At 39.8% G+C, this 25694-nt stretch carries 22 protein-coding genes; 11 read left to right on the top strand and 11 right to left on the bottom strand.

The annotated features are described in order from the left end of the window. Positions 1 to 60: 60 nt before the first annotated feature. The 5 genes from QUE35_RS06870 to QUE35_RS06850 all read right to left on the bottom strand — a co-directional run bounded on the left by QUE35_RS06870 (position 61) and on the right by QUE35_RS06850 (position 4119). Positions 61 to 882, bottom strand: coding sequence for a metal ABC transporter permease (locus tag QUE35_RS06870; RefSeq protein ID WP_022601087.1), 822 nt, complete (start codon positions 880 to 882; stop codon positions 61 to 63). A 27-nt stretch (positions 883 to 909) separates the two neighbouring features. Then, positions 910 to 1332, bottom strand: a complete 423-nt coding sequence (locus tag QUE35_RS06865) for a phospholipase (protein ID WP_122303749.1) — start codon at positions 1330 to 1332, stop codon at positions 910 to 912. Between the two features lie 15 nt (positions 1333 to 1347). Next, positions 1348 to 2571, bottom strand: a complete 1224-nt coding sequence (gene aroA, locus QUE35_RS06860) for a 3-phosphoshikimate 1-carboxyvinyltransferase (RefSeq protein ID WP_022601084.1) — start codon at positions 2569 to 2571, stop codon at positions 1348 to 1350. A 122-nt stretch (positions 2572 to 2693) separates the two neighbouring features. Beyond that, complete coding sequence (locus QUE35_RS06855) at positions 2694 to 3317, bottom strand: hypothetical protein (protein ID WP_022601083.1); 624 nt, start codon at positions 3315 to 3317, stop codon at positions 2694 to 2696. After that, a complete protein-coding gene (locus QUE35_RS06850) occupies positions 3298 to 4119 on the bottom strand; it encodes a metallophosphoesterase family protein (protein ID WP_009318586.1) in 822 nt (273 codons plus the stop codon). The genes QUE35_RS06855 and QUE35_RS06850 overlap by 20 nt, the downstream gene beginning before the upstream one ends. Positions 4120 to 4261: 142 nt before the next feature. On the opposite strand from QUE35_RS06850, the gene QUE35_RS06845 reads away from it, so the two are divergent. The 4 genes from QUE35_RS06845 (at position 4262) to QUE35_RS06830 (ending at position 10451) form a co-directional block, all read left to right on the top strand. Then, the gene (locus QUE35_RS06845; RefSeq protein ID WP_022601082.1) at positions 4262 to 5140 is read left to right on the top strand and encodes a helix-turn-helix domain-containing protein; all 879 of its coding nucleotides are present in this window, start codon (positions 4262 to 4264) and stop codon (positions 5138 to 5140) included. 218 nt (positions 5141 to 5358) lie between these two features. Continuing rightward, positions 5359 to 6297: a DUF362 domain-containing protein gene (locus QUE35_RS06840; protein ID WP_022601081.1), complete on the top strand. Its 939-nt coding sequence runs from the start codon at positions 5359 to 5361 to the stop codon at positions 6295 to 6297. A 35-nt stretch (positions 6298 to 6332) separates the two neighbouring features. After that, positions 6333 to 7859 (top strand): 4Fe-4S binding protein, encoded by a 1527-nt coding sequence (locus tag QUE35_RS06835; RefSeq protein ID WP_009318589.1) that lies wholly within the window; start codon positions 6333 to 6335, stop codon positions 7857 to 7859. Positions 7860 to 7898: 39 nt separating this feature from the next. Beyond that, positions 7899 to 10451: a glycoside hydrolase family 3 protein gene (locus QUE35_RS06830; protein ID WP_022601080.1), complete on the top strand. Its 2553-nt coding sequence runs from the start codon at positions 7899 to 7901 to the stop codon at positions 10449 to 10451. 143 nt (positions 10452 to 10594) lie between these two features. Here the strand turns inward: QUE35_RS06830 and QUE35_RS06825 are convergent, their stop codons facing one another. The 3 genes from QUE35_RS06825 to QUE35_RS06815 all read right to left on the bottom strand — a co-directional run bounded on the left by QUE35_RS06825 (position 10595) and on the right by QUE35_RS06815 (position 13946). Next, entirely contained in the window at positions 10595 to 11185 is a 591-nt protein-coding gene (locus QUE35_RS06825; RefSeq protein ID WP_031258553.1) for a nitroreductase family protein, read from the bottom strand. A 15-nt stretch (positions 11186 to 11200) separates the two neighbouring features. Beyond that, positions 11201 to 12280 carry a DUF4831 family protein gene (locus tag QUE35_RS06820; RefSeq protein ID WP_031258551.1) on the bottom strand — a complete coding sequence of 360 codons (1080 nt, stop codon included), beginning with the start codon at positions 12278 to 12280 and terminating at the stop codon, positions 11201 to 11203. A gap of 85 nt (positions 12281 to 12365) precedes the next feature. Further along, positions 12366 to 13946 carry a bifunctional ADP-dependent NAD(P)H-hydrate dehydratase/NAD(P)H-hydrate epimerase gene (locus QUE35_RS06815; RefSeq protein WP_022601077.1) on the bottom strand — a complete coding sequence of 527 codons (1581 nt, stop codon included), beginning with the start codon at positions 13944 to 13946 and terminating at the stop codon, positions 12366 to 12368. A gap of 120 nt (positions 13947 to 14066) precedes the next feature. Between QUE35_RS06815 and QUE35_RS06810 the strand changes: the two genes are divergently transcribed. From QUE35_RS06810 to pgeF, 5 genes are all read left to right on the top strand, one after another. Further along, on the top strand, positions 14067 to 15389 hold the full coding sequence (locus QUE35_RS06810; RefSeq protein WP_031258549.1) for a peptide MFS transporter: 1323 nt from the start codon (positions 14067 to 14069) through the stop codon (positions 15387 to 15389). 106 nt (positions 15390 to 15495) lie between these two features. Beyond that, entirely contained in the window at positions 15496 to 16032 is a 537-nt protein-coding gene (gene hpt, locus QUE35_RS06805) for a hypoxanthine phosphoribosyltransferase (protein WP_022601074.1), read from the top strand. Positions 16033 to 16103: 71 nt separating this feature from the next. Next, positions 16104 to 16676, top strand: a complete 573-nt coding sequence (locus QUE35_RS06800; RefSeq protein WP_009318598.1) for an adenylate kinase — start codon at positions 16104 to 16106, stop codon at positions 16674 to 16676. A gap of 151 nt (positions 16677 to 16827) precedes the next feature. Further along, a complete protein-coding gene (obgE, locus tag QUE35_RS06795) occupies positions 16828 to 17955 on the top strand; it encodes a GTPase ObgE (protein ID WP_022601073.1) in 1128 nt (375 codons plus the stop codon). Beyond that, a complete protein-coding gene (pgeF, locus tag QUE35_RS06790) occupies positions 17952 to 18767 on the top strand; it encodes a peptidoglycan editing factor PgeF (RefSeq protein ID WP_022601071.1) in 816 nt (271 codons plus the stop codon). The genes obgE and pgeF overlap by 4 nt, the downstream gene beginning before the upstream one ends. A 61-nt stretch (positions 18768 to 18828) precedes the next feature. Here pgeF and QUE35_RS06785 read toward each other — a convergent pair whose 3' ends face one another. Both QUE35_RS06785 and QUE35_RS06780 read right to left on the bottom strand, forming a co-directional pair. Further along, positions 18829 to 19425 carry an OmpH/Skp family outer membrane protein gene (locus QUE35_RS06785; protein WP_031258547.1) on the bottom strand — a complete coding sequence of 199 codons (597 nt, stop codon included), beginning with the start codon at positions 19423 to 19425 and terminating at the stop codon, positions 18829 to 18831. Positions 19426 to 19454: 29 nt separating this feature from the next. Next, positions 19455 to 19667, bottom strand: coding sequence for a hypothetical protein (locus tag QUE35_RS06780; RefSeq protein ID WP_009318602.1), 213 nt, complete (start codon positions 19665 to 19667; stop codon positions 19455 to 19457). 237 nt (positions 19668 to 19904) lie between these two features. Between QUE35_RS06780 and QUE35_RS06775 the strand changes: the two genes are divergently transcribed. Next, the gene (locus tag QUE35_RS06775) at positions 19905 to 21362 is read left to right on the top strand and encodes an aminoacyl-histidine dipeptidase (protein WP_009318603.1); all 1458 of its coding nucleotides are present in this window, start codon (positions 19905 to 19907) and stop codon (positions 21360 to 21362) included. Positions 21363 to 21596: 234 nt separating this feature from the next. Then, on the top strand, positions 21597 to 23216 hold the full coding sequence (locus QUE35_RS06770; RefSeq protein WP_244925457.1) for an IS1182 family transposase: 1620 nt from the start codon (positions 21597 to 21599) through the stop codon (positions 23214 to 23216). A gap of 89 nt (positions 23217 to 23305) precedes the next feature. On the opposite strand, the gene galB is transcribed toward QUE35_RS06770, so the two are convergent. Then, complete coding sequence (galB, locus tag QUE35_RS06765; protein ID WP_022601066.1) at positions 23306 to 25669, bottom strand: beta-galactosidase GalB; 2364 nt, start codon at positions 25667 to 25669, stop codon at positions 23306 to 23308. Between the last annotated feature and the right edge of the window lie 25 nt (positions 25670 to 25694).

The raw sequence follows: 25694 nt of genomic DNA, 5'->3' as shown, positions 1-25694 counted from the left end.
AAGTTCCTATTAAAATAAACCTGTAAAATGTTGTTTTATTGTTTTCAAAATGTAAAAAACTCAATACCGGGATTTTCGTAAACGACTGCCCCATACCGACATTCTCGCCATCCCATAAAAAATTACTAATATAAATACGATACAAGCTCCTGCCGGGACATTAATATAGTAGGAAATTACGAGTCCGGTTATTCCTGACAGGATACTTAATATGATCGAACTGTAAATGATCTGTTTATATCGGTTAAAGAACAGATCGGATATCATTTGCGGCACAGTGAGTAGGGACATTAACAGCATGATGCCGACTAAACGGATTGTGAGAACTACGCAAACCGATACCAAAAATGTCATGCCGTATTCTATCAGACGTACGTGAAGCCGACGGGTTGCCGCAAAATCCCGGTCGAAAGCCGTATATACGATATGTCGGTAGAATAGTATGAATACGAGAATTAATCCGGCTGTATATAGTGAAAACAGAATTAAATCTGCATGGGTTATGGTCAGAATATTGCCGAAAAGAAATTCGCTTAATTCCGGTGTATATCCCGGTGTCATAAAGATGCAGATGATACCGATAGCCATCCCGAATGCCCAGAACGCTGCGATTGCGGAGTCTTCACGAACCCCGTTTCTTCGAGACATCCATTCTACTCCCAGTGCGGATAGTACAGCAAAAAATAAAGCAGATAAGGTCGGACTGATTCCGAGAAAAAATCCGAGCCCCAACCCTCCGAAGGAGGCGTGGGTGATACCTCCCGTAATAAATACCATACGACGAGTAACGATATAAGTCCCTATAATGCCTCCGGCCAGACCAATCAGAATGACTGCGAATAAAGCATTCTGAAAAAAAGTATATTGTAATATGTCCGACATGATCTTATTCAAAAAAGGATGAAAATATCAGGATTTTTCTCTCCGCTCTCCTACAATGAGCAGAACTTCGTCTTTTAACGGGTCGGGCAGTTCTATTTCTCGAAGTTGGAGACTTCTGACCCATCCGGCAACCTCTTCACTGCGGAGCGTATATAATACTTCTCCGAACTCGGCAATTTCGGCAGTACTATAACTGTCGGAATGGCGGCCTTTGAAAACATCAAGTTCTTCGTCATTGTAATATTCTATATCTTTGCTTACTGCAGCAAGTAAACTTTCTCTTTCGCAAATTTCGTGCATTCCGCAACATTCGGAATCATTTGTTTGCGAAGATTGCGGTTTTGGAATTTCTCCCGATTCGATTTTTTGTTTTAGTTTCCGTTTATAACGTTTATCCAACCATGCGGAAACGAATCCTAAAATAATGATGGATGCTATTATATATAACATTTTCTGTTTTTAGTTTTATTGTTCCCGTATATCAAATCCTGCGCTTTTCATATCGTCCCAGAAAGAAGGGTACGATTTGCTGACGACTTCCGGATGATTGATTCGGATTCCCGGATGTATGAATGCAGCCGGAGCGAAAGCCATGGCCATACGGTGATCTTCATATGTGTCGATCGAAACCGAGCTTCCTGTTTGGCAACGTTCTCCGTTCCATTCGAGAATAGAATCTCGTATATCGTTGATCACATAACCCAATTTTTTTAGTTCCCGTTTTAATGCTTCGATACGGTCGGTTTCTTTGATTTTGAGAGATTGTAATCCGGAAAATCGGAACGCGATGTTTTTAAACGCGCAAGTTGTTACTAAAGTTTGTGCCAGATCGGGTTGATCAGAGAGATCGAGCGTCAATTTTTTGCATCGTTCACCATTGTGCCTGAGTTTTATTCCGCCTTCTGTGTATTGGGTACTTATTCCTAAGGGAACAAAAAAATCGGCTATTCGTGAGTCTCCTTGTACGCTGTTTTTTTGTAATCCTTCTAATTCTATTTCGGCAGAAGGAGATAAAGACGCAATTTCATACCAGTAAGATGCAGCAGACCAGTCCGACTCTACTTTGAATGCGATAGGTTTATATTCTGCCGGAGCTATGCGAATGACGTTTCCATTCCATTGAGCGGTAACGCCGAACTGTTTCATCATTTGCAATGTCATGAGGATGTACGGCTTCGAAATAATATTTCCGGAGAGAGTAAGCGTCAATCCTGCTTTCATGTAAGGTGCGATCATCAGAAGGGCAGAAATGTATTGGGAACTGACATTCCCGTTTAGACTTAATTCCCCGCCTTCTAAAGCGCTTCCGAAAATTCGGAGAGGAGGATAACCTTCTTTTTCTATGTATTCGATACGGGCACCTAATGAACGAAGGGCGTCGACCAATAGCCCTATGGGCCTTTGTCTCATTCGTTCAGATCCTGTAATTACCCATTCTCCCACGATTTTAGATAAAAATGCCGTCATGAATCTCATTGCCGTACCTGCAGCATGGATATCGAAATGGTTGTCATTCGATTCTAACGCTTTTACCATTACTCGCGTATCATCGCAATCCGATAAGTTTTGGATGTTATATGGGCTGTAACTTAATGCATTTAATATCAAAGCCCGGTTACTTATACTTTTCGATGCCGGAAGTTGTATTGTTACCCGGCAAGAGGAAGGTGCGGTTATTTGGATATTCATGTCATTTTTTCTTATCAATTCGTGCAAAAATAGCGAAAAATAAGACAATATCGATCCCTTGAAGAATGATTCTTGTAAAAAGCCGTGAATTTTATAAGACCAATCCAAAGGGGAGAGTACGTTTAGATTAGTTGTATTCTGAATCCGAAAGAAAGACTTAAAATATCAGATAACCGGACATATCGGTTACTGCATGCATTCAGTATATAGAGATCACAAGTGCTTAATTCGTAAAAAAGAGACATTGTCCTGCGTATGAATTTTTTATCATAAAAAGAAATGCGTTGACCGAGTTGTACATGAGTGCGTATTTTGGTAGAAAACCAATAATAACCGTTCGGGTATTTTTTCGGCTCTTTGATCCATAAATTTCCGTCGAAAATTGTGTTGATATATATACCGCAACTTAGAGGTTGTAAACTCCATCCTTTTCCGAGTCGGACAGACCAGGGAACATAGTTTTCCCGTAATGTCATTGTGAGTTTGGTTCGGTCATTACTGAAGGATGGGACAAATCCCCACAACACTTCTGTTTCCCAACTTTTATTGTGGCCGTAATTCCATCCGACGCCTGCTGAAAGCAGACCCATTCCGCCTGCAAATTGAATTTTCGTATAACGAGGTATCATCTTTTGCCATGCCGTAAGAAGACGTTCGTTTGTATGATCCGTTTCTGTTTGAGCAAGAAGCTTTAGCGGATATATGGAAAACAGAATTAGCAGCAAGTTAGAAAAAAACTTCTTCATAACCGTATTCGTTTTGCGTTAAGGTAAATAGCAAGTAACTGCGTTTGTCCATGGAGGGGCATCCGTAGTAAATCGTTCCGTCTTCGAAAATATCGGTTTCTTTTGTATTGTGTTCGTGGGCATGTAGGCAGAATCTCAGATTTTTGAAATTTTTCAGTGTATAATGAAAATATTCTGCAACATTGTTGTTGAATTGGTCACAATATGGTTTGGCGTGCATTACGACAACGGTTTGTGTGTATTCATCTTGCCGGGTTGTCATTTCCGAATTTAGAAAATTGAAGTCCGGTACAGGATGTGAATAATCATATTCGAGAGCATTCGTATTTAGGCATACGAATTTAGTTTTGCCCGCTATAAAAGAAAAATTATCAGTTCCGAATATCTCTTCAAAGACTGCTTTCCCGTTACCTAATACATCGTGATTTCCTATAAGAGTAACATAGGGGACATTCAGCTTGTTCATGATATCACGAGCCCAGATAAATTCTCTTGTTAATCCGAAATCCGAAACATCTCCTCCGTGTATAACGAAATCTATGTCGTTTCGACTGTTTACATGGTCTACGAAATCTTCGGTTTCGTCATAGCAACGTTGACTGTCTCCCATAAGAATAAAACGGATGGATTCTTTTGATGAGCAAGAATTCTCTATTTTTTCGATTTGTGTATAATTAATTTCCTTGTCTCCATGAATATGGGTATCGTATGGGTGGTATTCTATCAATTCACATCCTGAAAGAAGTAGTATTTCTGTACAGAAAATAATTTTTGTGATATATTTTTTTATTAATTCAGGCATATATGTGACTTTTTAAAAGCAAAGGTAACGGGAATGCTATATCGGGAAAGTTCTGATTTTCTCTAAAAATGCTCTAATCGTAATTTCTTATAAACGAACTTGTAAAATTGTTTTATATTTGTTGCAATAGAGAGTATTATTTATGAAAGTGAAAGATATTCCGGTTATTTCGATGGAAAAGACTGTAAATCGGAATTATGTGGATGAACAGATTTCCGATGAATTTTTTATGTCCATACAAGGGAAAGTGCCTGGCTCGGCTTTTAATTATCCGTTTCGTTTAGATGGCTTGATTATGATTATATGCCGTAGAGGAAGTTGTGAATTGGTTATAGATCTTATTCGGCATTCGGTAAAACCGAATGACTTTTTCTTTATTTTACCCGGATCTATTATCCAGTTAGGAGATAAAAGCGAAGACCTGTTGTTATATGTTATGGGAGCATCTACCGATTTTTTGTCGGACAAAAGTATGAAAACTAATATTCAGCTTTTTTTGCATGTTAAAGATAATCCGAAAATTAATCTTGATGAAGAAGAATCTGAGATGTTGTTCTCTTTTATAGAGTTTATTCGGAGTAAACTGATAAGAACCGATCATATTTATCGTAGAGAGATCGTGCAATCTTTATTTATGGGCTTTTGTTATGAAGTCAGTGCTATTTTTCGACGTACTTTGGCAACTACTTCCCAACAATTGAATAGGAATGAAATATTGTTTAAGGAGTTAATGCAATTGATCGTGACGCACTATAAAACGGAACGGAGTGTAGGGTTCTATGCCGGGAAATTGTGTCTTACCGATAAATATTTAACGAGGATAATACGAGAGGTAAGCGGAAAGACGATTTCAGAATGGATAAAGACCGCACTTATATTTGATGCCAAATCGCAGTTGAAATATACTCGAAAAACAATACAGGAGATTTCGAATGATCTGAATTTCCCGAATCCCTCTTTTTTCGGGAAATTTTTTAAACAACATACGGGGATGACACCTAAGGCATATCGGATGAGTTGAGGTCTCAAAATTTAAACAGGCTCTTAATGAGAAAAGAATGATAAAAGCCGGCTAATACTGTAGAAGCGTTTTTTTTCAGTGAAAAAAGAAAATAATAATGCTGAAAAATAATTTATTTGTATATTTGGAAAGTTAAAAATAATCGTTCAGGTGTCTGGTTTTCATTATGTTTTTGCTGTTTGGACAAGAATATCCTGGCGATTCCAAATTAAAAGTATATGGAGAGACGGGAATTTTTAAGAACAGTCGCTTTGGCCGGTTTGGCTTCTACATTTAAATTTAGTGACGCAATGGATATTCTTGCTCAAAGTGGCAAGAATGTGAAAACCGGTGCTGCTTATGATCTTGTTGCCGTTATGGGAGGAGAACCGGAGATGATGTTTCGGAAAGCAATTACCGAAATGGGAGGGATGAGTAAATTTGTAAAACCCGGGAATAAAGTTGTTGTTAAACCTAATATCGGATGGGATAAAGTTCCGGAACTTGCGGGGAATACAAATCCGAAGCTTGTAAAGGAGATTATTGCTCAATGTTATAAGGCCGGAGCAGCAGAGGTTATCGTTTTTGATCATACTTGTGATGATTGGCGTAAGTGTTACAAAAATAGTGGGATAGAAGATGCTGCAAAAGCTGCGAAAGCAAAGGTCGTTCCGGCAAATGAAGAGTCTTATTACAGGGCAGTCGATCTTCCGCATGGAAAAAATCTACGTAAAACCAAAATTCATAATGCGATTCTCGATTGTGATGTGTGGATAAATGTCCCTATTCTAAAACATCACGGTGGGGCTAACTTAACAATATCTATGAAGAACCATATGGGAATTGTTTGGGACAGAGGTGCTTTTCATAAAAATGATCTGCAGCAGTGTATTGCAGACATTTGTACTTTCAGAAAACCCGCTGTGTTGAATGTCGTAGATGCTTACAGGGTATTGAAGAGTAATGGCCCGCGAGGAACTTCGGCAGCGGATGTCGTGAATCCCAAGGCTCTTTTTATATCATCCGATATTGTTGCTGTAGATACTGCTGCTACCAAATTCTTTAATCAAATACGTACTATGCCCTTGGAAGATGTCGGACACTTAGCCAAAGGAGAAGCTTTGAATATCGGTACGATGAATTTGGACGGTCTGAAAGTCAGACGTTTAAAGATGTAATCATATTTTTGCTGTAAATCGAATTCTTATAAATTATGTTACGAAAAATACGTATAGGAATATCGTTGACGATATTCCTATTGCTCACATTCTATTTGGTCGATTTTGCCGGAATTTTGCCAAACTCTTTTCATGTTTTGGCTCATATGCAACTTATTCCGGCGTTGTTGGGTTTAAATCTCGGGATATTGTTGTTTCTGCTGGTATTAACGTGGTTGACCGGAAAGTCATATTGCTCTGCTATTTGCCCTTTGGGAATATTTCAAGATATAGCTATCTGGATTTCCCGCAAACGAGATAAAAAGAAGCATTATGATTACCGTCGGGCATTAAACCGGTGGAGATGGGGAATATTGTTATTGATCGTAGTTGCCGGTTTTTCGGGTTTTATGTTTTTGGTCAGTTTGTTCGATCCTTATAGTGCTTACGGACGTATTGTAGTCAATGTTCTCAAGCCCTTGTATTTGGTTGTAAATAATTTCTTAACGTGGATTTTTACGATGTTCGATAACTATACATTTTATTATATGGATATTATCGTGACAAGTGTGTCGGCTTTGGTAATTGCCTTTATGACGGTATTGGTTGTCGGTTATTTGGCGTATCGTTATGGAAGGATATATTGTAATACCGTTTGTCCTGTGGGAACTTTATTGGGTTTTATTTCGAAGTATTCCCTTTTTAAAGTACATATTGATACCTCTAAGTGTAACAGTTGCGGGTTGTGTGCCCGTAAATGTAAGGCTTCCTGCATTGATAGTAAAAAGCATGAAATAGATTATAGCCGTTGTGTAGTTTGTTTTGATTGTATCGATAATTGCCGTCAAGGAGCAATATCTTATACTTTGCGCTATAAAAAGGAATCGCAAAAAAATATCTCATCCGATGAACCGGATATATCGAAGCGTACTTTTGTCGCAACTCTGACCGCTGTTGCATTAACAGCACCGAAGTCAGCGATGAGCCAGAGTGTGGGGGTACTTACAGGGAATAAGCCTTATAAAAAAGAACATCCTTTGTCTCCTCCGGGATCGATCAGTGCAGAGCATTTTAACCAGCATTGTACGGCTTGTCATCTTTGTGTGAGCAAATGTCCTTCTCATGTATTGAAGCCATCACTGTTAGAATACGGAGTCGGAGGAATATTACAACCGGTAATGAACTTTGAAAACGGTTTTTGTAATTATGACTGTACCCTTTGTTCCGAAATCTGTCCGAATAAAGCGATATTGCCATTGACTAAAGAAGAGAAGCATCTTACACAGGTGGGGCATGTGGTATTTATCGAAGAAAATTGTATTGTACACACCGATAATACCAATTGCGGGGCATGTGCCGAACACTGTCCAACTCAGGCTGTTACGATGGTTCCGTATCGGGATGGATTGACAATTCCGAAAATTAATCCGGATATTTGTGTCGGTTGCGGAGGATGTGAGTATGTGTGTCCGGTACGGCCTTTTCGGGCAATTCATATAGAAGGTAATCCTGTTCACTTACAAGCAAAACCGATACAGATAAATAAGGTAGATGAAACGGAAATTGATGATTTCGGGTTTTGATAAATTGAATAATTCTTAACACAATATACACAGTACGACATGAAACATAAAACAAAATCGCTATTTGTTGTTCTCGCTTTAGTTTTTTCGGGAACGCTTTTTGCTCAAAAAGAGGTGTATAAAGACATGGATGCTCCGCAACATGAGCGGATTATGGATTTGTTATCTCGTTTAACGATCGAAGAAAAGATTTCTTTATTGCGGGCGACTTCTCCCGGAATTCCCCGATTGGAAATAGAAAAATATTATCATGGTAATGAAGCGTTGCACGGGATAGTACGTCCCGGTAATTTTACCGTTTTCCCTCAAGCCATAGGATTGGCGAGTATGTGGAATCCCGATTTCCTGTATGAAATTTCTACCGTGATTTCAGATGAGGCGCGTGCCCGTTGGAATGAGTTGAATCGGGGAAAGGATCAGAAACGTCTTTTCAGCGATTTGCTGACATTCTGGTCTCCGACGGTGAATATGGCTCGCGATCCTCGTTGGGGACGCACTCCCGAAACTTACGGGGAAGATCCTTTTCTCTCCGGTAAATTGGGTGTCGCCTTTGTAAAAGGGTTACAGGGTAATGATCCTCGTTATTTAAAAGTTGTTTCTACACCGAAACACTTTGCTGCTAATAATGAAGAGCATAACCGTTTTGAATGCAATCCTCAGATATCCGAACGGGATTTAAGAGAGTATTATCTTCCGGCCTTTGAACGTTGTATTATCGACGGTAAGGCTCAATCGATTATGACTGCATATAATGCCATTAACGATGTTCCCTGTACTTTGAATACTTGGTTATTGAAGAAAGTACTGCGTACCGATTGGGGATTTAACGGTTATGTCGTATCGGATTGCGGAGCTCCGAGTCTGTTGGTTACTCATCATAAGTATGTGAAAACTTCTGAAGCGGCTGCTACATTGGCGTTGAAGGCCGGTCTTGACTTGGAATGCGGAGATAATGTGTATATTGAACCTTTGATGAATGCTTATAAGCAATATATGGTTAGTGAAGCTGAGATAGATACGGCAGCATACCGGATATTGCGTGCCCGCATGATGTTGGGACTGTTTGATGATCCTGCGAAAAATCCTTACAATGCTTTGTCTCCGTCGATTGTAGGGTGTGAGAAACATAAAAATATGGCTCTTGAAGCGGCACGACAGAGTCTCGTATTATTGAAAAATGAAAATAATTTTTTACCGATAAATCCTAAAAAGATAAAATCTATTGCTGTGGTCGGGATTAATGCCGGAAATTGTGAATTCGGAGATTACAGCGGGAAACCGGTAAATGTTCCGGTGTCTGTTTTGGACGGAATCCGAAATCGAGTAGGAGATGATATAAAAATCGTTTATGCTCCTTGGAAATCTTCATCTTCAGGATATGAAATGATCACTAAAGCGAATTTTCCGAACGGATTGAAAGCTGAATATTATAATAATAAACATTTACAGGGAACTCCTCAAGTGCGTACTGATGAAAATATCAATTTCGAGCCGGCTAATCAAGCTCCTGACCCGTTCCTGCCCGAATCTCCGTTATCGATTCGATGGAGTGGTGATTTAGTCCCGTCTGTTTCAGGAAAGTATACTCTTGCTTTTGCGACGGATGACGGATGTCGTTTGTATATAGACGATAAGATGGTGATCGATTCGTGGAAAAATAGAGGGTTGACAACCGATAGCGTAGTCGTGACATTAGAAAAAGACAAAAAGTATCGTTTGGTAGCCGAGTATTTCGATAATGCTGGAGAAGCTTCGGCTAAATTATATTGGCGTACTCCCGATTTTGAGAAAAAGGCTCTTCTCGATCTTTATGGAGATGCTAAAAAGGCTATTCAGGAATGCGATATGACGATTGCCGTCATGGGTATCAATAAATCTATTGAACGGGAAGGTCGTGATCGTGACCATATTGAATTGCCTAAAGATCAGGAACTTTTTATTGAAGAAGCTTATAAGTTGAATCCCAAAATGGCAGTCGTGTTGGTTGCCGGCAGCTCTTTAGCTGTAAATTGGATGGACGAACATGTCCCTGCGATTCTTAATGCATGGTATCCCGGAGAGCAAGGAGGAACAGCCGTTGCCGAAGCTTTGTTCGGGGATTATAATCCTGCCGGACGCTTGCCGCTTACCTATTACCGCTCATTGGACGATCTTCCTCCTTTTGATGATTATGCCGTTCAAAAGAACCGAACATATATGTATTTTACCGGTAAGCCTTTATATGCATTCGGTTACGGATTGAGCTATACAAAGTTTGATTATCGTAAGTTGTCTGTCGATCAAGATGCCGAAAATGTGCGTCTGTCATTTACGATAAAGAATAGCGGAAAGTATAATGGGGATGAAGTCGCTCAGGTTTATGTGCAGTTCCCTGAAATAGGAGTGAAAGTCCCTATAAAACAGTTGAAAGGCTTTGAACGAGTACATATTGCTAAAGGGAAAACTCTTCCGGTTACTATTACCGTACCTAAAAAAGAATTGCGTATATGGAATGAGAGGAAAGGTGAGTTTTTTACTCCGTCAGGAAATTATGTTTTTATGGTAGGAGCTTCTTCTGAAGATATCCGATTGCAGCAAGTTGTAAAACTTTAGTACTTGAGAAAAATAGTCAGGCTCTAAGATTTGTATTTTTTAATATTTACAGTACCTGAATATCATGATATAAATCAGTGCATATTCAGGTACTGTAAATGTAAATAAATGGGCTTTGATAATCTATTTATTAATTTGAAAATTTATTGGAATTTTTCGTAATGGATTTTCTTTTCATCGAATTTATTTTTAGGCGATTGCGTCCCATTCGGATAACCGACCGGTATAACACAAAGCGGAATGATATTTTCGGGAATATTTGTATATTTCCGTACCGTGCTTATGCGGTCTTCATACGGATAAGCGGCAGTCCAGACCGCACCCAGTCCGAGAGATTCTGCTGCTAATAAGATGTTTTCTGAAACTGCCGAACAATCGAGATACCAGTAAGAAGAGCGAATAGAGTCTCCGCATACGATGATAGCCATTGGTGCTTTATTCAGCATTTTTGCATAAGGCAACTCCGCAGCCATTGAATCGAGAGTAGAACGGTTTTGTATTACGATCAGTTCCCAAGGCCGAAGATCTCTCCCTGAGGGAGCAGCCATTCCGGCTTTTAATAATATCGTTATTTTTTCATTTTCGACTTTTTTGCCGATAAAATCACGAACGCTTTTTCGAGATAATATATTTTCTAAGACAGTATTTCCTGTGCTTTCTGTTTGCGGTGTATTGGAACAACTGATCCCAAAGATAACAGGGAGAATACACAATACAATTAATAAATTCTTCATACGTCCTGATTTTAGTTATTTGTCACTGGTTTGTCCTATTTCGCGGATTGCTCCGGTTTCAGGATAAAAAGTCACATGAGCCGGAGCTTTTTTGTTATCGAACATGTTAGGAGCTAATCCGAAAACGACACCGAATTGGGCAACTTGAAATTCTCCGTAGAAAATATTTTTCCCATTGTACGTTAAAGAGGCTTTGGCCTTTCCGGGAATGTTATAAGCTAAAGCTCCTTTCGGCATTTCTTTGACTTTCCCTTTTGCATCTACCGGGAGTTCTCCTTTTTCGGTAATCTTGAGATTTATGTAAATAGGGTCTCCGCTAAGATCGGTTTTCCCTACTATTCCTGATATGTCTGAAATACGGAAAACTACTTCATTGGCGGTTTCTCCTTGTGGAATCCAAGTGAAATGTTTTACGATAGTTTGCGTTTGAGTCGTTCCCATGAACAAAGCCGTGAGGTTTCTTTCTTGCTCGTCTAATTGTTGTAACATAAGTTTTAATGCTTCTCCGTCTGCCGGTTTTTGGTCGGAGTCACCCGTCGAGAGATCCATCCGGCTTTCTCGTATCCGGTAAATCTGTTTGGCTGCTACCTCTGCCATTTTGGCTGTAGAACCCGAAATCAGCATTTCTTCGGTAAGAACAGAAGCATATTCATTATTCTCTAATGGAGATGCTGTTTTCTTTTTCCCTTGAGTGTTTGATATTGCGTTATCGGGCAGAGGATCGGTATTTACCGATAATAGTAAACCGTCTTTATTTAGAAACATATAGGGCGTGCTTCCCGATTTGAATTGAACTAAATATTGTTGATCCTTGTCCGCTATTCCATAGCTGCTGATCGTTGCTTTATCTAATTTCCATGAAGATTTGTCCTCGGTGATACTGACCGGTACACCCAGATATTTTTCTGCATATTTATAATATGGGCCGGCTTTTACGATTGTTTGGGTAGCTACGACCTCTATATCGAAAACCGTCTTTGGCAATGAGTAAATCAGTCCGTATTCATTATGCTTTCCGGCCGTCAGTTTTGTTGTTTCCTGGGCAAAGGCACTTATAGTGCAGAGTAAACAGAGAGATATGATTCCTTTTTTCATATTAGTCATTTTTTTATTCATTATGCGAATTTTACCCACATGCAAATATAAAATTAATTTGTGAATGAAAATACTGATTATCAGATTAAACTCTGTAATTGTGCAGTTTTTTGTAGGCTTGTCCTATTTGAGAAATGATATCTCTCGCAGTTATATATTCTTGAGAATCTTTCTCTGCTGCCAGATCTCCCGCCATTCCGTGAAGAAAAACGCCTAAGATTGCAGCCGGTATCGGGTGGTAACCTTGAGCCAATAATCCTGTGATCATCCCGGTCAGAGTATCTCCGCTCCCGGCAGTAGCCATTCCGGCATTTCCCGAACTGTTGAAGAGTACATCGCCTTTAGGTGTGATGATAGCGGTATTAGCACCCTTTAGGACAATGATTATGTGGTAACGAATAGCCATTTCCCGTGCTTTGTTCAGTCGCTCGTAAGAAGTGTCATTTTTCCCGAATAATCGGTCGAATTCCAAGTGATGAGGGGTTAGAATAGTGTTTTTCGGAAGATTTTCAATCAGTTCCGTATGTCCAGCCAATAGGTTGAGTGCATCAGCATCCAATACTATCGGACGTTTTATTTGTCCGAGCAATTTGTAGAATGCCCGGGCGGTTTCTTCGTGGCGACCTAAGCCAGGACCGACGGCAATTGCAGAATAAGATCTGTTTAAAACTATATCGGAAATATGAGAATCTTGTTCATCTGCAATGAATAACGCTTCAGGTACGCTTGTTTGGAGAATTTTTTCTCCACAAGCAGCCGACAAAACCGATACCAGTCCTGCTCCTGTGTGTAGTGCGGCCTTTGCTGCCAGTACTGCTGCTCCCATCATTCCTTTGCTTCCGGCAATTAATAGGGTATGTCCTACATTATGTTTGCTTACAAAGCGGCTTCGCTTCATTATCATACGAGCAGCTTCATCCGGTTCGATATAATAATATTTAGTTTCGGTCTGTTCGATAATATCAGGGTGAATACCGATATCGACAATTTTCCATTCTCCGGTAAATTGTTCGTTTTCGGCAAACATGAACGCTAATTTGGGATATTGAAATGTGATCGTAAGATCTGCTTGAACGATATTTCGGGGAATGTTCTCTGTATTGTTTTCCCCGAAAAGTCCTGATGGCAGATCAATAGACACGACAGTTGCATCGGAAGAATTGATATATTGTACGACAGACCCGAATCCTCCGGAAAGAGGTTTGCTCAATCCAGATCCGAATAATCCGTCTATAACAAGTGTTCCTTTAGTCAGTGTCGGAGGGATAAATTCGTTTGTAATCTCCGTGAAGTGTGAGCCGTTGTGAGGGAATGTGTTTGTCGAATCGGATGGTTTTACCGATTTTGAAAATTTCAGCCCTTCTATTGTTTGCAGCCGGTCTCTGTTTTTGAGACAGTCTTGTGATAATTTTTGAAGCGGATTAAATAAATATATGTCCAGTGTATAGCCTTCTTCTATCAGCATTCGGGAAACTGCAAGAGCATCACCTCCGTTATTTCCAGGACCTGCAAAAACGACAACCGGTGTGTTGCGTTTCCATCGGGATATGATTTCGAATGTAACGGATGATGCAGCCCGTTCCATTAAATCAATAGACTTGATCGGCTCATTTTCAATAGTAAACCGATCGAGTTTCTTTGTTTCGTTTGTAAAGAATATTTTCATTTTGTATTGAATTTTGCAATGTAAAAAAGATAATTACAAAATAAATCGTTTAAAATTGGATAAATATAGAACTTTTGTCTAATTTCGCCACTCAAATATCAACAAAGATAGCTATTTTTTATGAGTACGAGTATAACGAGACATCCAAAAGGTCTGTACCTTCTGTTCTTTACGGAGATGTGGGAGCGTTTTAGTTATTATGGCATGAGGGCCATGCTTATTTTGTATTTGACCAAGACGGCAATGGAGGGAGGCTTGGGTTTCGATGCCAGGCATGCGAGTCTTATTTATGGCTTTTTTACAGGATTTGTTTATTTCACTCCGTTGATAGGAGGCTGGCTTGCCGATAATTATTTAGGACAACGAAAATCGATAACGATCGGAGGTATTACGATGATGATCGGGCAATTCTGTTTGGCCGCGAAAGCCGATCCTGTATTCCTGTCGTTGGGGTTATTTTTGCTGATTATTGGAAACGGCTTTTTTAAGCCGAATATTGCGGTCATCGTCGGAGACTTGTATAAACCTGATGATCCGAGAAAAGATTCTGCCTATACGATTTTTTATATGGGGGTTAATGTCGGGGCGCTTATAGCACCCTTGATTACGGGTTATTTGGCTATTACTTACGGGTATCGTTGGGGGTTTGTTGCTGCCGGACTCGGAATGATGTTGGGACAGATATGTTATAATTTCTTGTCGAACCGTTTTCTCGGCGATCTTTGTAAAGAACCGGCGTTAAAAAAGGATGAAGACGGGAATGTGGAAAAAGAGCCGTTGACCAAAGAGGAAAAGGATAGAACAATGGTTATATTTATTCTTGTAGCTTTTTGCATTTTCTTTTGGGCCGGATTTGAACAGGCTGGTAGTTCGCTCACCCTTTATACCGACAAATACATTGATCGGAATGTTTTAGGATTTGTTATTCCGACAGAATGGTTTCAGTCGGTAAATCCTGTTTTCATTATTCTGTTAGCTCCTCTATTCTCTATGTTTTGGGGATTTCTTTCTAAGAGAGGAAAGAATCCTTCTATACCGATAAAAATGGCTATGGGGATGATTTTGTTGGGATTAGGATTCGTTTTGATGCTCGGGGCTGTATGGCAACGTGGCGGAGACGATGCTTCGGTTCTTGTAAAAGCTAATTTATTGTGGCTTTTGGGTACTTATCTGATGCATACGATGGGAGAGCTTTGTTTGTCCCCGATAGGTCTTTCTATGGTATCGAAATTATCTCCGGTCAGACTGGCGTCTCTGATGATGGGTGTCTGGATGTTGAGCAGTTTCTTTGCGAATATCACAGCCGGCTTTATCGCTTCGTTTTTCGTATCGTTGGGAGCAATGAGTATTTTCGCTGTGATTGCGGTTACATCGATTTTACTTGGGTTATTTTTGTTGGCAGTCAGCAAATGGCTTACCGGGAAAATGCACGGGGTGAAATAGTTTAAAAATTCATTTGTCTGAAGAGAAAAATAGTCGGTTATTTTTTACAATAGGTATATTTGTTATACCTTTGCCGACTATAAATTCATTACATATCCAAGATTCGATGGACACTATTCAGATTAAAGACAAAACATTCAGGCCTTATATTCGGCGAGAGGAAATTAAAGCTGCTATAGAAAAGATAGCTGCTCGTATCAATAACGAATTAGCCGGAGAAAATCCTCTGTTTATCTGCGTTTTGAACGGTGCATTTGTCTTTGCGGCGGATCTTTTACGAGAAATAACGATCGAAAGCGAAATCACATTTATGCGCATGAAATCTTATTCTGGTACGCAGTCGACTGGTGTCGTAAAAATTATTCATGGATTGGATGAAGATATTAAAGACCGTACGGTGATAGTCGTTGAGGATATTATCGATACTGGTTTCACGATGCAGCGGATTATTAATCAGCTAAAAGAAAGAGAACCGAAACAGGTGAAAATCGCGACTCTGCTTTTTAAACCGAAAGCGTTGAAATGCGATGTACATGTTGACTATGCGGCTCTTGAGATACCTAATGATTTTATCGTGGGTTATGGATTGGATTATGACGAACAGGGGCGTAATTTGAAAGATATTTATGTGATTGCGGATTAATAATCTTTGACCTTAAAATTTTAATACGGTGAAAAGGTGACAATAAAGTGCACAAATAAACCGATATAAGTATGTTGAATATTGTAATTTTTGGAGCTCCGGGATCAGGAAAAGGAACTCAGAGCGATATGATTATTAAAAAGTACGGCTTGTTTCACATCTCTACGGGTGATGTTTTGAGAGCTGAAATGAAAAACGGTACGGAATTGGGGAAAATAGCAGAAGGTTACATTTCCAAAGGACAATTAGTTCCGGATGAACTCATTATCGATATGTTAGCGAAAGTGCTGGATTCGAATGAAGAAACGAAAAACGGTGTTATTTTTGACGGATTCCCTCGTACGATTCCTCAAGCCGAAGCTTTGAAAGCCATGTTGAAAGAACGGGGAGCAGAGGTTTCTGCTGTCATAGGCCTTGAGGTTGAAGAGGAGGAATTGATAGACCGTTTGATTAAACGTGGTCAGGTATCCGGTCGTTCGGACGATAACCTCGAAACAATAAAGAGCCGTTTGGACGTATATCACAATCAAACTACTCCGTTGAAAGATTATTATATAAATGAAAAGAAATATAAAGCTATTCACGGAATGGGAACTATCGAATCTATCTTTGCAGCTATTGAAAAAGAGATAGATAACCTATAATAAGCGAAAATTTTAGAGAGGCTGTATTCAGAGCGTATTGCGATGAGTTGCAGCCTCTTTTTTTGTCTGTTTTGAATAAACGGTCGAAAAAGCATTATCTTTGCACTTTAAAAGATTGATTTATAAATAAAAATCGTAAAATAAAAAATTTATGGCCGAATCTAATTTTGTTGATTATGTCAAGATATATTGTCGCTCCGGTAAGGGTGGGGCAGGCTCTGCACACTTGCATCGTGAGAAGTTTATTACCAAAGGTGGTCCTGACGGGGGAGATGGAGGTAGAGGCGGTCATGTAATATTAAGGGCCAACAGGAATTATTGGACTCTTCTGCATCTCAAATATTCGCGGCATGTGTATGCCGGTCATGGTGGTTCGGGTGGCGCAAGCCGTAGTTTCGGAAAGGATGGAGAAGACCAGATCATAGAAGTACCGTGTGGTACGGTTGTGTTCGATGCCGAGACAGGAGAGTTTCTTTGCGAGGTAACAGAACACGGAGAAGAGGTTGTCTTACTGAAAGGAGGTCGTGGAGGATTGGGAAATTGGCATTTCCGTTCGGCAACGAATCAAACACCCCGTTATGCGCAGCCCGGAGAGCCGGCAATAGAAAAGGCTGTCATAATGGAATTGAAATTGTTGGCGGATGTCGGGTTGGTCGGTTTTCCTAATGCGGGAAAATCTACACTCTTATCGGTAGTCTCTGCAGCGAAACCTAAGATTGCAGATTATCCTTTTACAACATTAGAACCTAATTTGGGGATTGTTTCGTACAGAGATAACCGTTCTTTCGTAATGGCCGACATTCCGGGTATTATAGAAGGTGCGAGTGAAGGGAAAGGGTTAGGTTTACGCTTTCTTCGGCATATAGAACGAAATGCTTTATTGTTATTTATGATTCCGGCAGACTCGAAAGATATTCGGGAAGAATATGAAATATTATTGAATGAAATAGCGAATTTCAATCCTGAACTATTAGATAAACATCGGGTGTTGGCTATTACTAAGTCGGATATGTTGGATGAAGAACTTACGGAGGCATTGAAAGCCGATCTTCCGAGTATTCCTTATGTATTTATATCTTCGGTGACAGGACAGGGAATTACCGAATTAAAGGATATTTTGTGGGAGGAACTGAATAAGGAGGATAATAAGGTCGCTTCGTTGACTCATCGTAATCTGGATCTCAGTCATCGTGTGAAAGAGGAAGATGAACTGTTGCTGGCCGGTGATGATGACGATGAGGAAGAAGAGTCTTATGAGGAATATGATTGGGACGAATGAAATCGATAAAAATAGGAGATATAGAAATGTTGTCTTTCGAATTGTTAAATTCGTTTGATGACATTTTTAATTTTGTTACGACTCGTAATGGCGTTATTGAAGGGGATACTTACTCATCTTTTAATTTAGGAGTACACTCCGGAGAAGCTGTGTCCCGTGTATTGGAACGCAGAAATATGCTTAGAGAGACGCTCGGTATTGCTCCGGGACATTTTATTCTTCCTCGTCAGGTGCATGGCAATGGAATTGCAATTGTCGATGAACACTTCTTGAAGATGTCTTCTGATGAGCAAAAAGAAGCCGTTTCTCAAGCGGATGCTTTAATTACGAATATACCTGAAGTTTGTATCGGTGTGACTACTGCCGATTGTGTTCCGGTATTGTTATATGATCCTGTTAAGAAGTGTATTGCTGCAATACACGCCGGGTGGAGAGGAACTGTGCAGCATATTGTTTCTGTAACAATCAGGAGTATGTTTCTCCATTTCGGTTCTTTGTCTGCCGATATTTATGCGGCAGTAGGTCCGTCGATAGGATATGAACAGTTCGAGGTCGGAGATGAAGTATATGAAGCATTTAGAAGCTCATATTCCAATATAGATGAGTTAAGTGCTCGGCATCCTGTTACGGGAAAATATCATATCGATTTATGGAAAGCTAACCATACCGACTTGTGTAGTGCCGGTGTAGTGGAAAAACATATTGAAATTGCCGGTTTATGTACCAAAATTCATAATGATTTGTTTTATTCGGCAAGAGCTTCGGGTTTAAAATCGGGCAGGTTTGTTTCCGGAATTTACATGAGGGAATAATAGGAATAATAAAAACGCGATACATATTTTGTACCGCGTTCTTTTTATAAAAAATCTATTCTTATTTTTTTACGTATCGTTTATTTAACAGATCTACTATTTCGTTTGTGATATCATAAGACGGATCTATATAAAGCGTACTGGCATTGTTAAGAATGGCCTCGTATTTTTTGTCTTTATTGTATTCGTGAATAAAGTTGATGATGGAGTCATTCATTTGGCTCAGCATTTTTTGCTGTTCGCGCATATTTTCATCTTCGAGACGCTGAATATATTCTTGCAATTCTTGTTGTTTTTTCATTAACCGTTGTTGTTCCTGTTGCAGGCGTTCTTGAGAAAGAAATGCGTTATTCTGATATTTTCTCTGGAATTCGGCCATTTCTTTTTCTAATTGGCGGCCTTTCTCGTTAACATTGGCGCGTGAATTTTCAGCACGACGTAATAACGATTCATTTAAATCTTTTGCATAGTTATATTTTTGTAATAGCGAATCTATATTAACGTATGCGATAGGTAATTTGCCTGAAATAGAGGTGGTTTGGGCAGCAGGTGTTTTAGCTGATTTTTCAGTCGTATTATTTTTTTTGTTACACTGAACAAACAACATAACAATAGCGAATGCTAAAACAGAATGAATAAAGGGTCTGCTAATCTTCATAACTTTGAATTTTATTACTAACTTATGTTTTACTTTTCTTTTAATAAGTCTGCCAATTGCTTCCTGCTACGATCGACAGAGTCGGTTGATAATGCGCATGAAATACCTCTTTTTTTCATCTCCTTGTTTGCTCCGATATGTGTGTTCGGAAATTTGCCGCCTTTAACGAATATTACCTTTATTCCTAAAAGAATAAATGCCAAAGCAACAATCGCCATAGTAAGAAGTATCGTATTCCACATTTTGATTATATTTGTATTGCAAATATAAGAAGAAACTCTGATTTAACAGGATTCTCGCTCGTATTTTGGCTATTATATCGGATAAACAGATATTTTTAACATTATTTCCGGTATGTGGTCAAGGAAAAAACGGGACATAAATAGGCGGAAAGAGAACAGTGTATCAGGATGATGCGGTATATTTTTTAGAGTGATTTAAAAATAATTTCAAGATTATAACATTTTATAAAGAAAACTATGGATGTAAAGGATTTAAAGCCGGAGTTGATCTGGCACTATTTTGATGAGATAACAAAAGTGCCCAGACCTTCGAAGAAAGAAGGAAAGATACGTGCTTTTTTGTTGGATTTTGCACGGGAGCATCACTTGGATGCAAAAGAAGACGTAACGGGAAATATTGTTATATCTAAAGCTGCGACTCAAGGATTTGAATCGTCTCCTGGAGTAATTTTACAGTCGCATATGGATATGGTATGCGAGAAAAATTCAGATGTTATTCACGATTTTGAAAATGATCCGATAGAAACATATATCGACGGAGAGTGGGTACGTGCCAGAGGTACGACTTTAGGGGCAGATAACGGAATAGGAATGGCAGCATCGTTGGCCGTATTAGCTTCGGATAATTTGCAGCATGGTCCTTTGGAAGCACTGTTTACCGTAGATGAGGAAACCGGATTAACAGGGGCTTTTGGAATGAAAGAAGGTTTTATTTCGGGAGACTATTTGCTTAATCTCGATTCTGAAGATGAAGCGGAAATTTTCATAGGCTGTGCCGGAGGGATAGATACTACTTCGACATTTACCTATAAACCCACGATGACTCCTGCCGATTATTTCTATTTTCGGGTAAGTATTTCTAACTTGCAAGGCGGTCATTCGGGTAGTGATATCAATAAAGGATTGGGTAATGCCAATAAAATTTTAGCCCGTTTCTTATGCAGATGTTCTAAGAAATATGATATGGTTCTATGTCATATCGAAGGTGGGAATTTGCGGAATGCAATTCCTCGTGAAGCATCGGCTATTATTGGTGTTCCTAAAAATGAAAAAGAAAAAATTCGGGTAGATTTGAATCTTTTCCACTCGATTATCGAAGAAGAATTGTCTGCTGTAGAACCGAATATGAAAATTACGATGGAGTCGGAAGAGCATCAGGATCGTTGTATCGACCGTCAAACGACTTTTGCTTTGATAAATGCTTTGAATGCTTGTCCTCATGGTGTAATATCTATGAGTCGTGATATTCCCGGACTTGTCGAGACTTCGACCAATTTAGCTTCTGTGAAAATGGTAGGAGAGGATCAGATCGTTGTTGCTACCAGCCAGCGCAGTTCGGTAGAATCTTTGAAGCAAGAAATCGCTTGCCGTGTAGAAAGCGTGTTTACATTGGCAGGAGCAGTGGCTACTCATGGGGAAGGTTATCCCGGCTGGAAACCAAATCTTAAATCTGAGATATTGAATATTGCGGTGGCTGCTTATGAAGAATTATATCATGTAACTCCAGAGGTAAAGGCGATTCATGCAGGCTTGGAGTGTGGTCTTTTCTTAACGAAATATCCGCATTTAGACATGATTTCTTTTGGGCCTACATTGCGAGGCGTTCATTCTCCGGATGAAAAAATGCATATTCCTGCTGTTGAAAAGTTCTGGAATCATTTGGTGATGATCCTTAAGAAAGTATCGGAAAAATAATATTTATTTTTTTGAAGGTTGATTTGGAATATAATCAGAATAATAGAGGGTGTATTAAAATTCCGATACATCCTCTTTTCATATCCATCGGTAAAGAATGCATATAATGAAACAAAGCCCCGACTTTCCCAAGCCAAGGCTTTGCCCTATCATAAAAATTTTGTATCTTTATGACATACAATCATATATATGTCAGCAAAGATACACTTTCGGGATTACAATCCCAAATAAACGATTCTTTTTCCCCAGCGTCTTGACAAGGACATTGCGGACAATGACCCTGTGCGCGTGGTTGACGCGGTAATTGATAACCTCAAGCTGGAAAACTTCCGCAAACTTTATAAAGAGCGCGGTCGCAGTCCATACCATCCGAAGATGATGCTCAAGGCCGTGATTTATGGCTACATGAACAACCTTTATTCCTGCCGTAAGATAGAGTCCGCCCTTAAGCGTGACATCCATTTTATCTGGCTGGCGGGTTATGAACAGCCGGACTTCAACACCATCAACCGCTTCCGCAACCGTGTGAAAGAGGAAATCAACCATGTATTCACACAGTTGGTGATAATACTGGCGGAAAAAGGATTCATCACTCTTGACGTGGAATATATTGACGGTACAAAAATCGAATCGAAGGCCAACAAATATACTTTTGTATGGCGCAAGACTACCGAGAGTAACCGTGCCAAGCTGATGGAGAAGATCAAGGCTCTTCTCGAACAGATAGATGAAGCCATAGCACAGGACAACGCCCGGGAGGAAAACGGACAGGATTTCACACCGGCAGACCTCATGGATATTGCCGATGAACTCAACCGGTCTTTTGGGAAAGAACCTGAAGCGGCAACAAAGCAGGAAAAGCGTCATCGGAAAGAAAAAGAGAGACAGATAAGGCAACTCAAGGAACATGCCAGCAAACTTGAAGGATATGACGAAAAGCTGCGCATCCTTGGCGAGCGCAACTCCTGTTCCAAAACCGATCCTGACGCCACGTTCATGCGCATGAAAGAGGATGCGATGAACAGCGGGCAGACCAGACCGGGTTATAACCTTCAGATAGGAACGGAGAATCAGTTCATTCTTGACTTCGGCCTGTTTCAATCCCCCGGGGATACATTGACCATGATCCCGTTCTTCAACTCGTTTGCCGAACGTTACCATAAACTGCCGGGCAAGGCGGTTGCCGATTCCGGCTACGGTTCGGAAGAGAACTACCGGTTCATGGATGAAGCCGGCATTGCCGCCTATGTGAAATACAATTGGTTCCACCGCGAACAGCGGATGCACTATGAGCCCAACCCGTTCAGTCCGCAATCTTTATACTACAATGCCGAAGGTGACTATTACGTCTGTCCGATGGGACAACACATGAAACGTATCGGTACGGCACGGTCAAGGACGGAAAGCGGATATGTCACTGAAAGCGCACGCTACAAGGCCCGCCGATGTGAAGGATGCCCGCTTCATGGAAGTTGTTTCAAGGCTAAGGGGAACAGGATTATCGAAGTCAATCACCGGCTGAACGAATATCGGAGGAAAGCCGGGGAGAGGCTCACATCAGAAGAAGGGATCAGATACCGGGGACGGCGGTGCATAGAGCCGGAAGCCGTCTTCGGACAGATGAAATACGACATGGCATATAAACGCTTCCGGCATTTTGGAATAGACAAGGTTGAAATGGACCTTGCCTTCTTTGCCATTGCCTTCAATCTAAAGAAAATGTGCTCAATAATGGCAAAAAAAGCCATCAAGGGAGGATATTGTCCAAAACAAAACCAATTTATGGCTATTCCCATAATTCTATATGCGAAAAATCAAAGATTTAAGAGATACTCTTTAAATATGGCTGCCTAATAAATTTTAAGACTTAACAAAGGGAAAAAGAGGATGTATCAAATCTTCTCAATTTTGATACACCCTCTTTTGTTTATTTTAAGAAGTTCTTATTGTTGACATGTTAACTTATAGAAAGAAGTTTTTAATCTTTCACCGGAAACTTCGATATTGATCTCTCCGGTTTTATCTTTAGATTCGACAATAATAACCATTTTTCCATTAAAGACTCGCATGTAATTTGATGTAAAGGGAATAAGATCGGTTGCATCTCCGTTGCATAGAGCTTTTAATTTTCCGTTACCGTTTACTTTTACAAAAAGTAAAGATGCATCACGTGGACATAAGTTACCCTCTTTATCTTGTATTTCTACGGTTATAAAAGATAAATCTTTTCCATTGGCTAATAAAGTGTCGCGATCGGCTTTTAGATATATTTTATCAGGATTTCCTGCTGTTTTTATGATGCGTTCTTCACATGGTTCACCTTTTTCATTTTTTGCAATGATTTTTATTTCTCCGGGCTGATAGATGATATTGTCCCATCTCATTCGATAACGTAGAAATTTTTGGCTTTTATCTTTCCTTTTTGTTCCCATACTTTTCCCATTGACAAATAGCTCTACCTCAGGATAGTTTGTGTAGCATTGAATAGGAACTTCTTGTCCTAAGCGGTCAGGCCATGTCCAATGAGGCATAACATGTAAAACCGGTTTGTTGCTCCATTGGCTTTGGTATAAATAATATCTGTCTTTTTTTAACCCTGCCAGATCTACTATCCCGAAATAAGAGCTGCGGGATGGCGCACCTTCGCCGTATGGAGAAGGTTCTCCCAGATAATCGAAACCTGTCCATACGAATTCACCTAAAAGAAATTCGTTGTCATCCTGTTTTTCGAATTCTGTATCAGGAGCACTACCCCAAGGGACATAATCCATATCATAACTTGATATTTGATAGTCATTATACCAAGGAGTCCAGTTGTCTTTTACCGGGAATTTGTAGACTCCGCGTGAACTTACAGCCGAGCTGGTTTCACTTCCGTATAAAATATATTCAGGATGATTCTCATGTTGGGTTTGATAGTCGTAATGTTTGTAATTGAATCCGACAAGATCGACAGCATCTGCAAGACCGTTTATAATAGCACCGATATGGTTATTATAGCCTGCCGTAGAGGGACGGGTGGGGTCTTCCCGGTGTACTATATCTGAGAGAAAACGCGCTATCTGACCGCCTTCTTTTTGATCTTGTTCGCGTAATTCATTACCGATACTCCACATAATGACACATGGGTGATTTCTGTCGCGACGAATCAGGTCGGTCAGGTCCTTTTCCGCCCATTTATCGAACAGAGTATTATATCCGTTTACGCATTTTCCGTTTTTCCACTCGTCAAAAGCTTCTACCTGTACCATAAGTCCCATTTTATCGCATAATTCAAGAAGTTCAATAGATGGAGGATTGTGGCTGGTACGTATAGCGTTACAACCCATTTCTTTCATTATCTCCAATTGGCGTTCGGTCGCTCTGAGATTTACGGCTGCTCCTAATGGTCCTAAATCATGATGCAGGCATACTCCTTTTATTTTTGTCGCTTTTTCATTGAGGAAAAACCCTTTGTCTTTATCAAATTTTATTGTACGAAATCCGAATGTCGTTTTATATATATCTGTTTGTTCACCGTTAAAATATACTTTAGATACCGCTGTATATAGATGTGGATGTTCTGTATCCCATAGCGCGGGTTTTTTTACTGTGCAGTTTTGCTCGAATAGAAGAGTGGACATTATATCTTTTGATGAGCTTACAGAAGATACGCATTTACCTGAAGGGTCATATATCTCTGTAATCAGTTTTATTTTTCCTTTTTTTTCAGTGAATGCATTTATGTTGGTTTTTATTGATACCGATCCTTTCTTTGTAGAGATCTCGGGTGTGCAAATGAATGTTCCCCAATGGGCTACATGTATAGGAGAAGTGCATATTAATCTGACAGGACGATAGATACCTGCTCCGGTATAAAATCGGGACATTTCAGGTTTGTTTTCTACTGTCACATCCAAAATGTTTTTTTTACCGAATTTAAAATGATCAGTTAGGTCGAATGAGAACGAAGAATATCCATAAGGACGCTCTCCTATATACTCTCCATTTAGATAAATTTTTGCATTGCTCATTACTCCATCGAATTCGATATATACTCTTTGTGTAGATTTTTCTACAGGTAAAAATAATTCTTTCCGATATTGTCCCATTCCGGTGGCGGGTAATGCTCCCGTTCTTCCGGTGCGGAGTTTTGCTTCTTTATCACCATCTTCAATGACTTGCACGAATTGCATGTCTTGATTTAGATCGAAAGGTCCGTTTATAGCCCAATCGTGAGGAATATTTACGGTATCCCATGATGTATAGATTTGGATGGGCTCGGTTATATCTTTTTTTTGAAATAACCATTCTTTATCGAGAGGCATGATTTCTCGATTCTTAGCGTATCCA

The sequence above is a fragment of the Coprobacter fastidiosus genome, assembly GCF_030296935.1.
Taxonomy (GTDB): Bacteria; Bacteroidota; Bacteroidia; order Bacteroidales; family Coprobacteraceae; genus Coprobacter; species Coprobacter fastidiosus.
The sequence above is the reverse complement of the archived record's forward strand: the minus strand, read 5'-3'. Positions and strand labels throughout refer to the sequence as shown.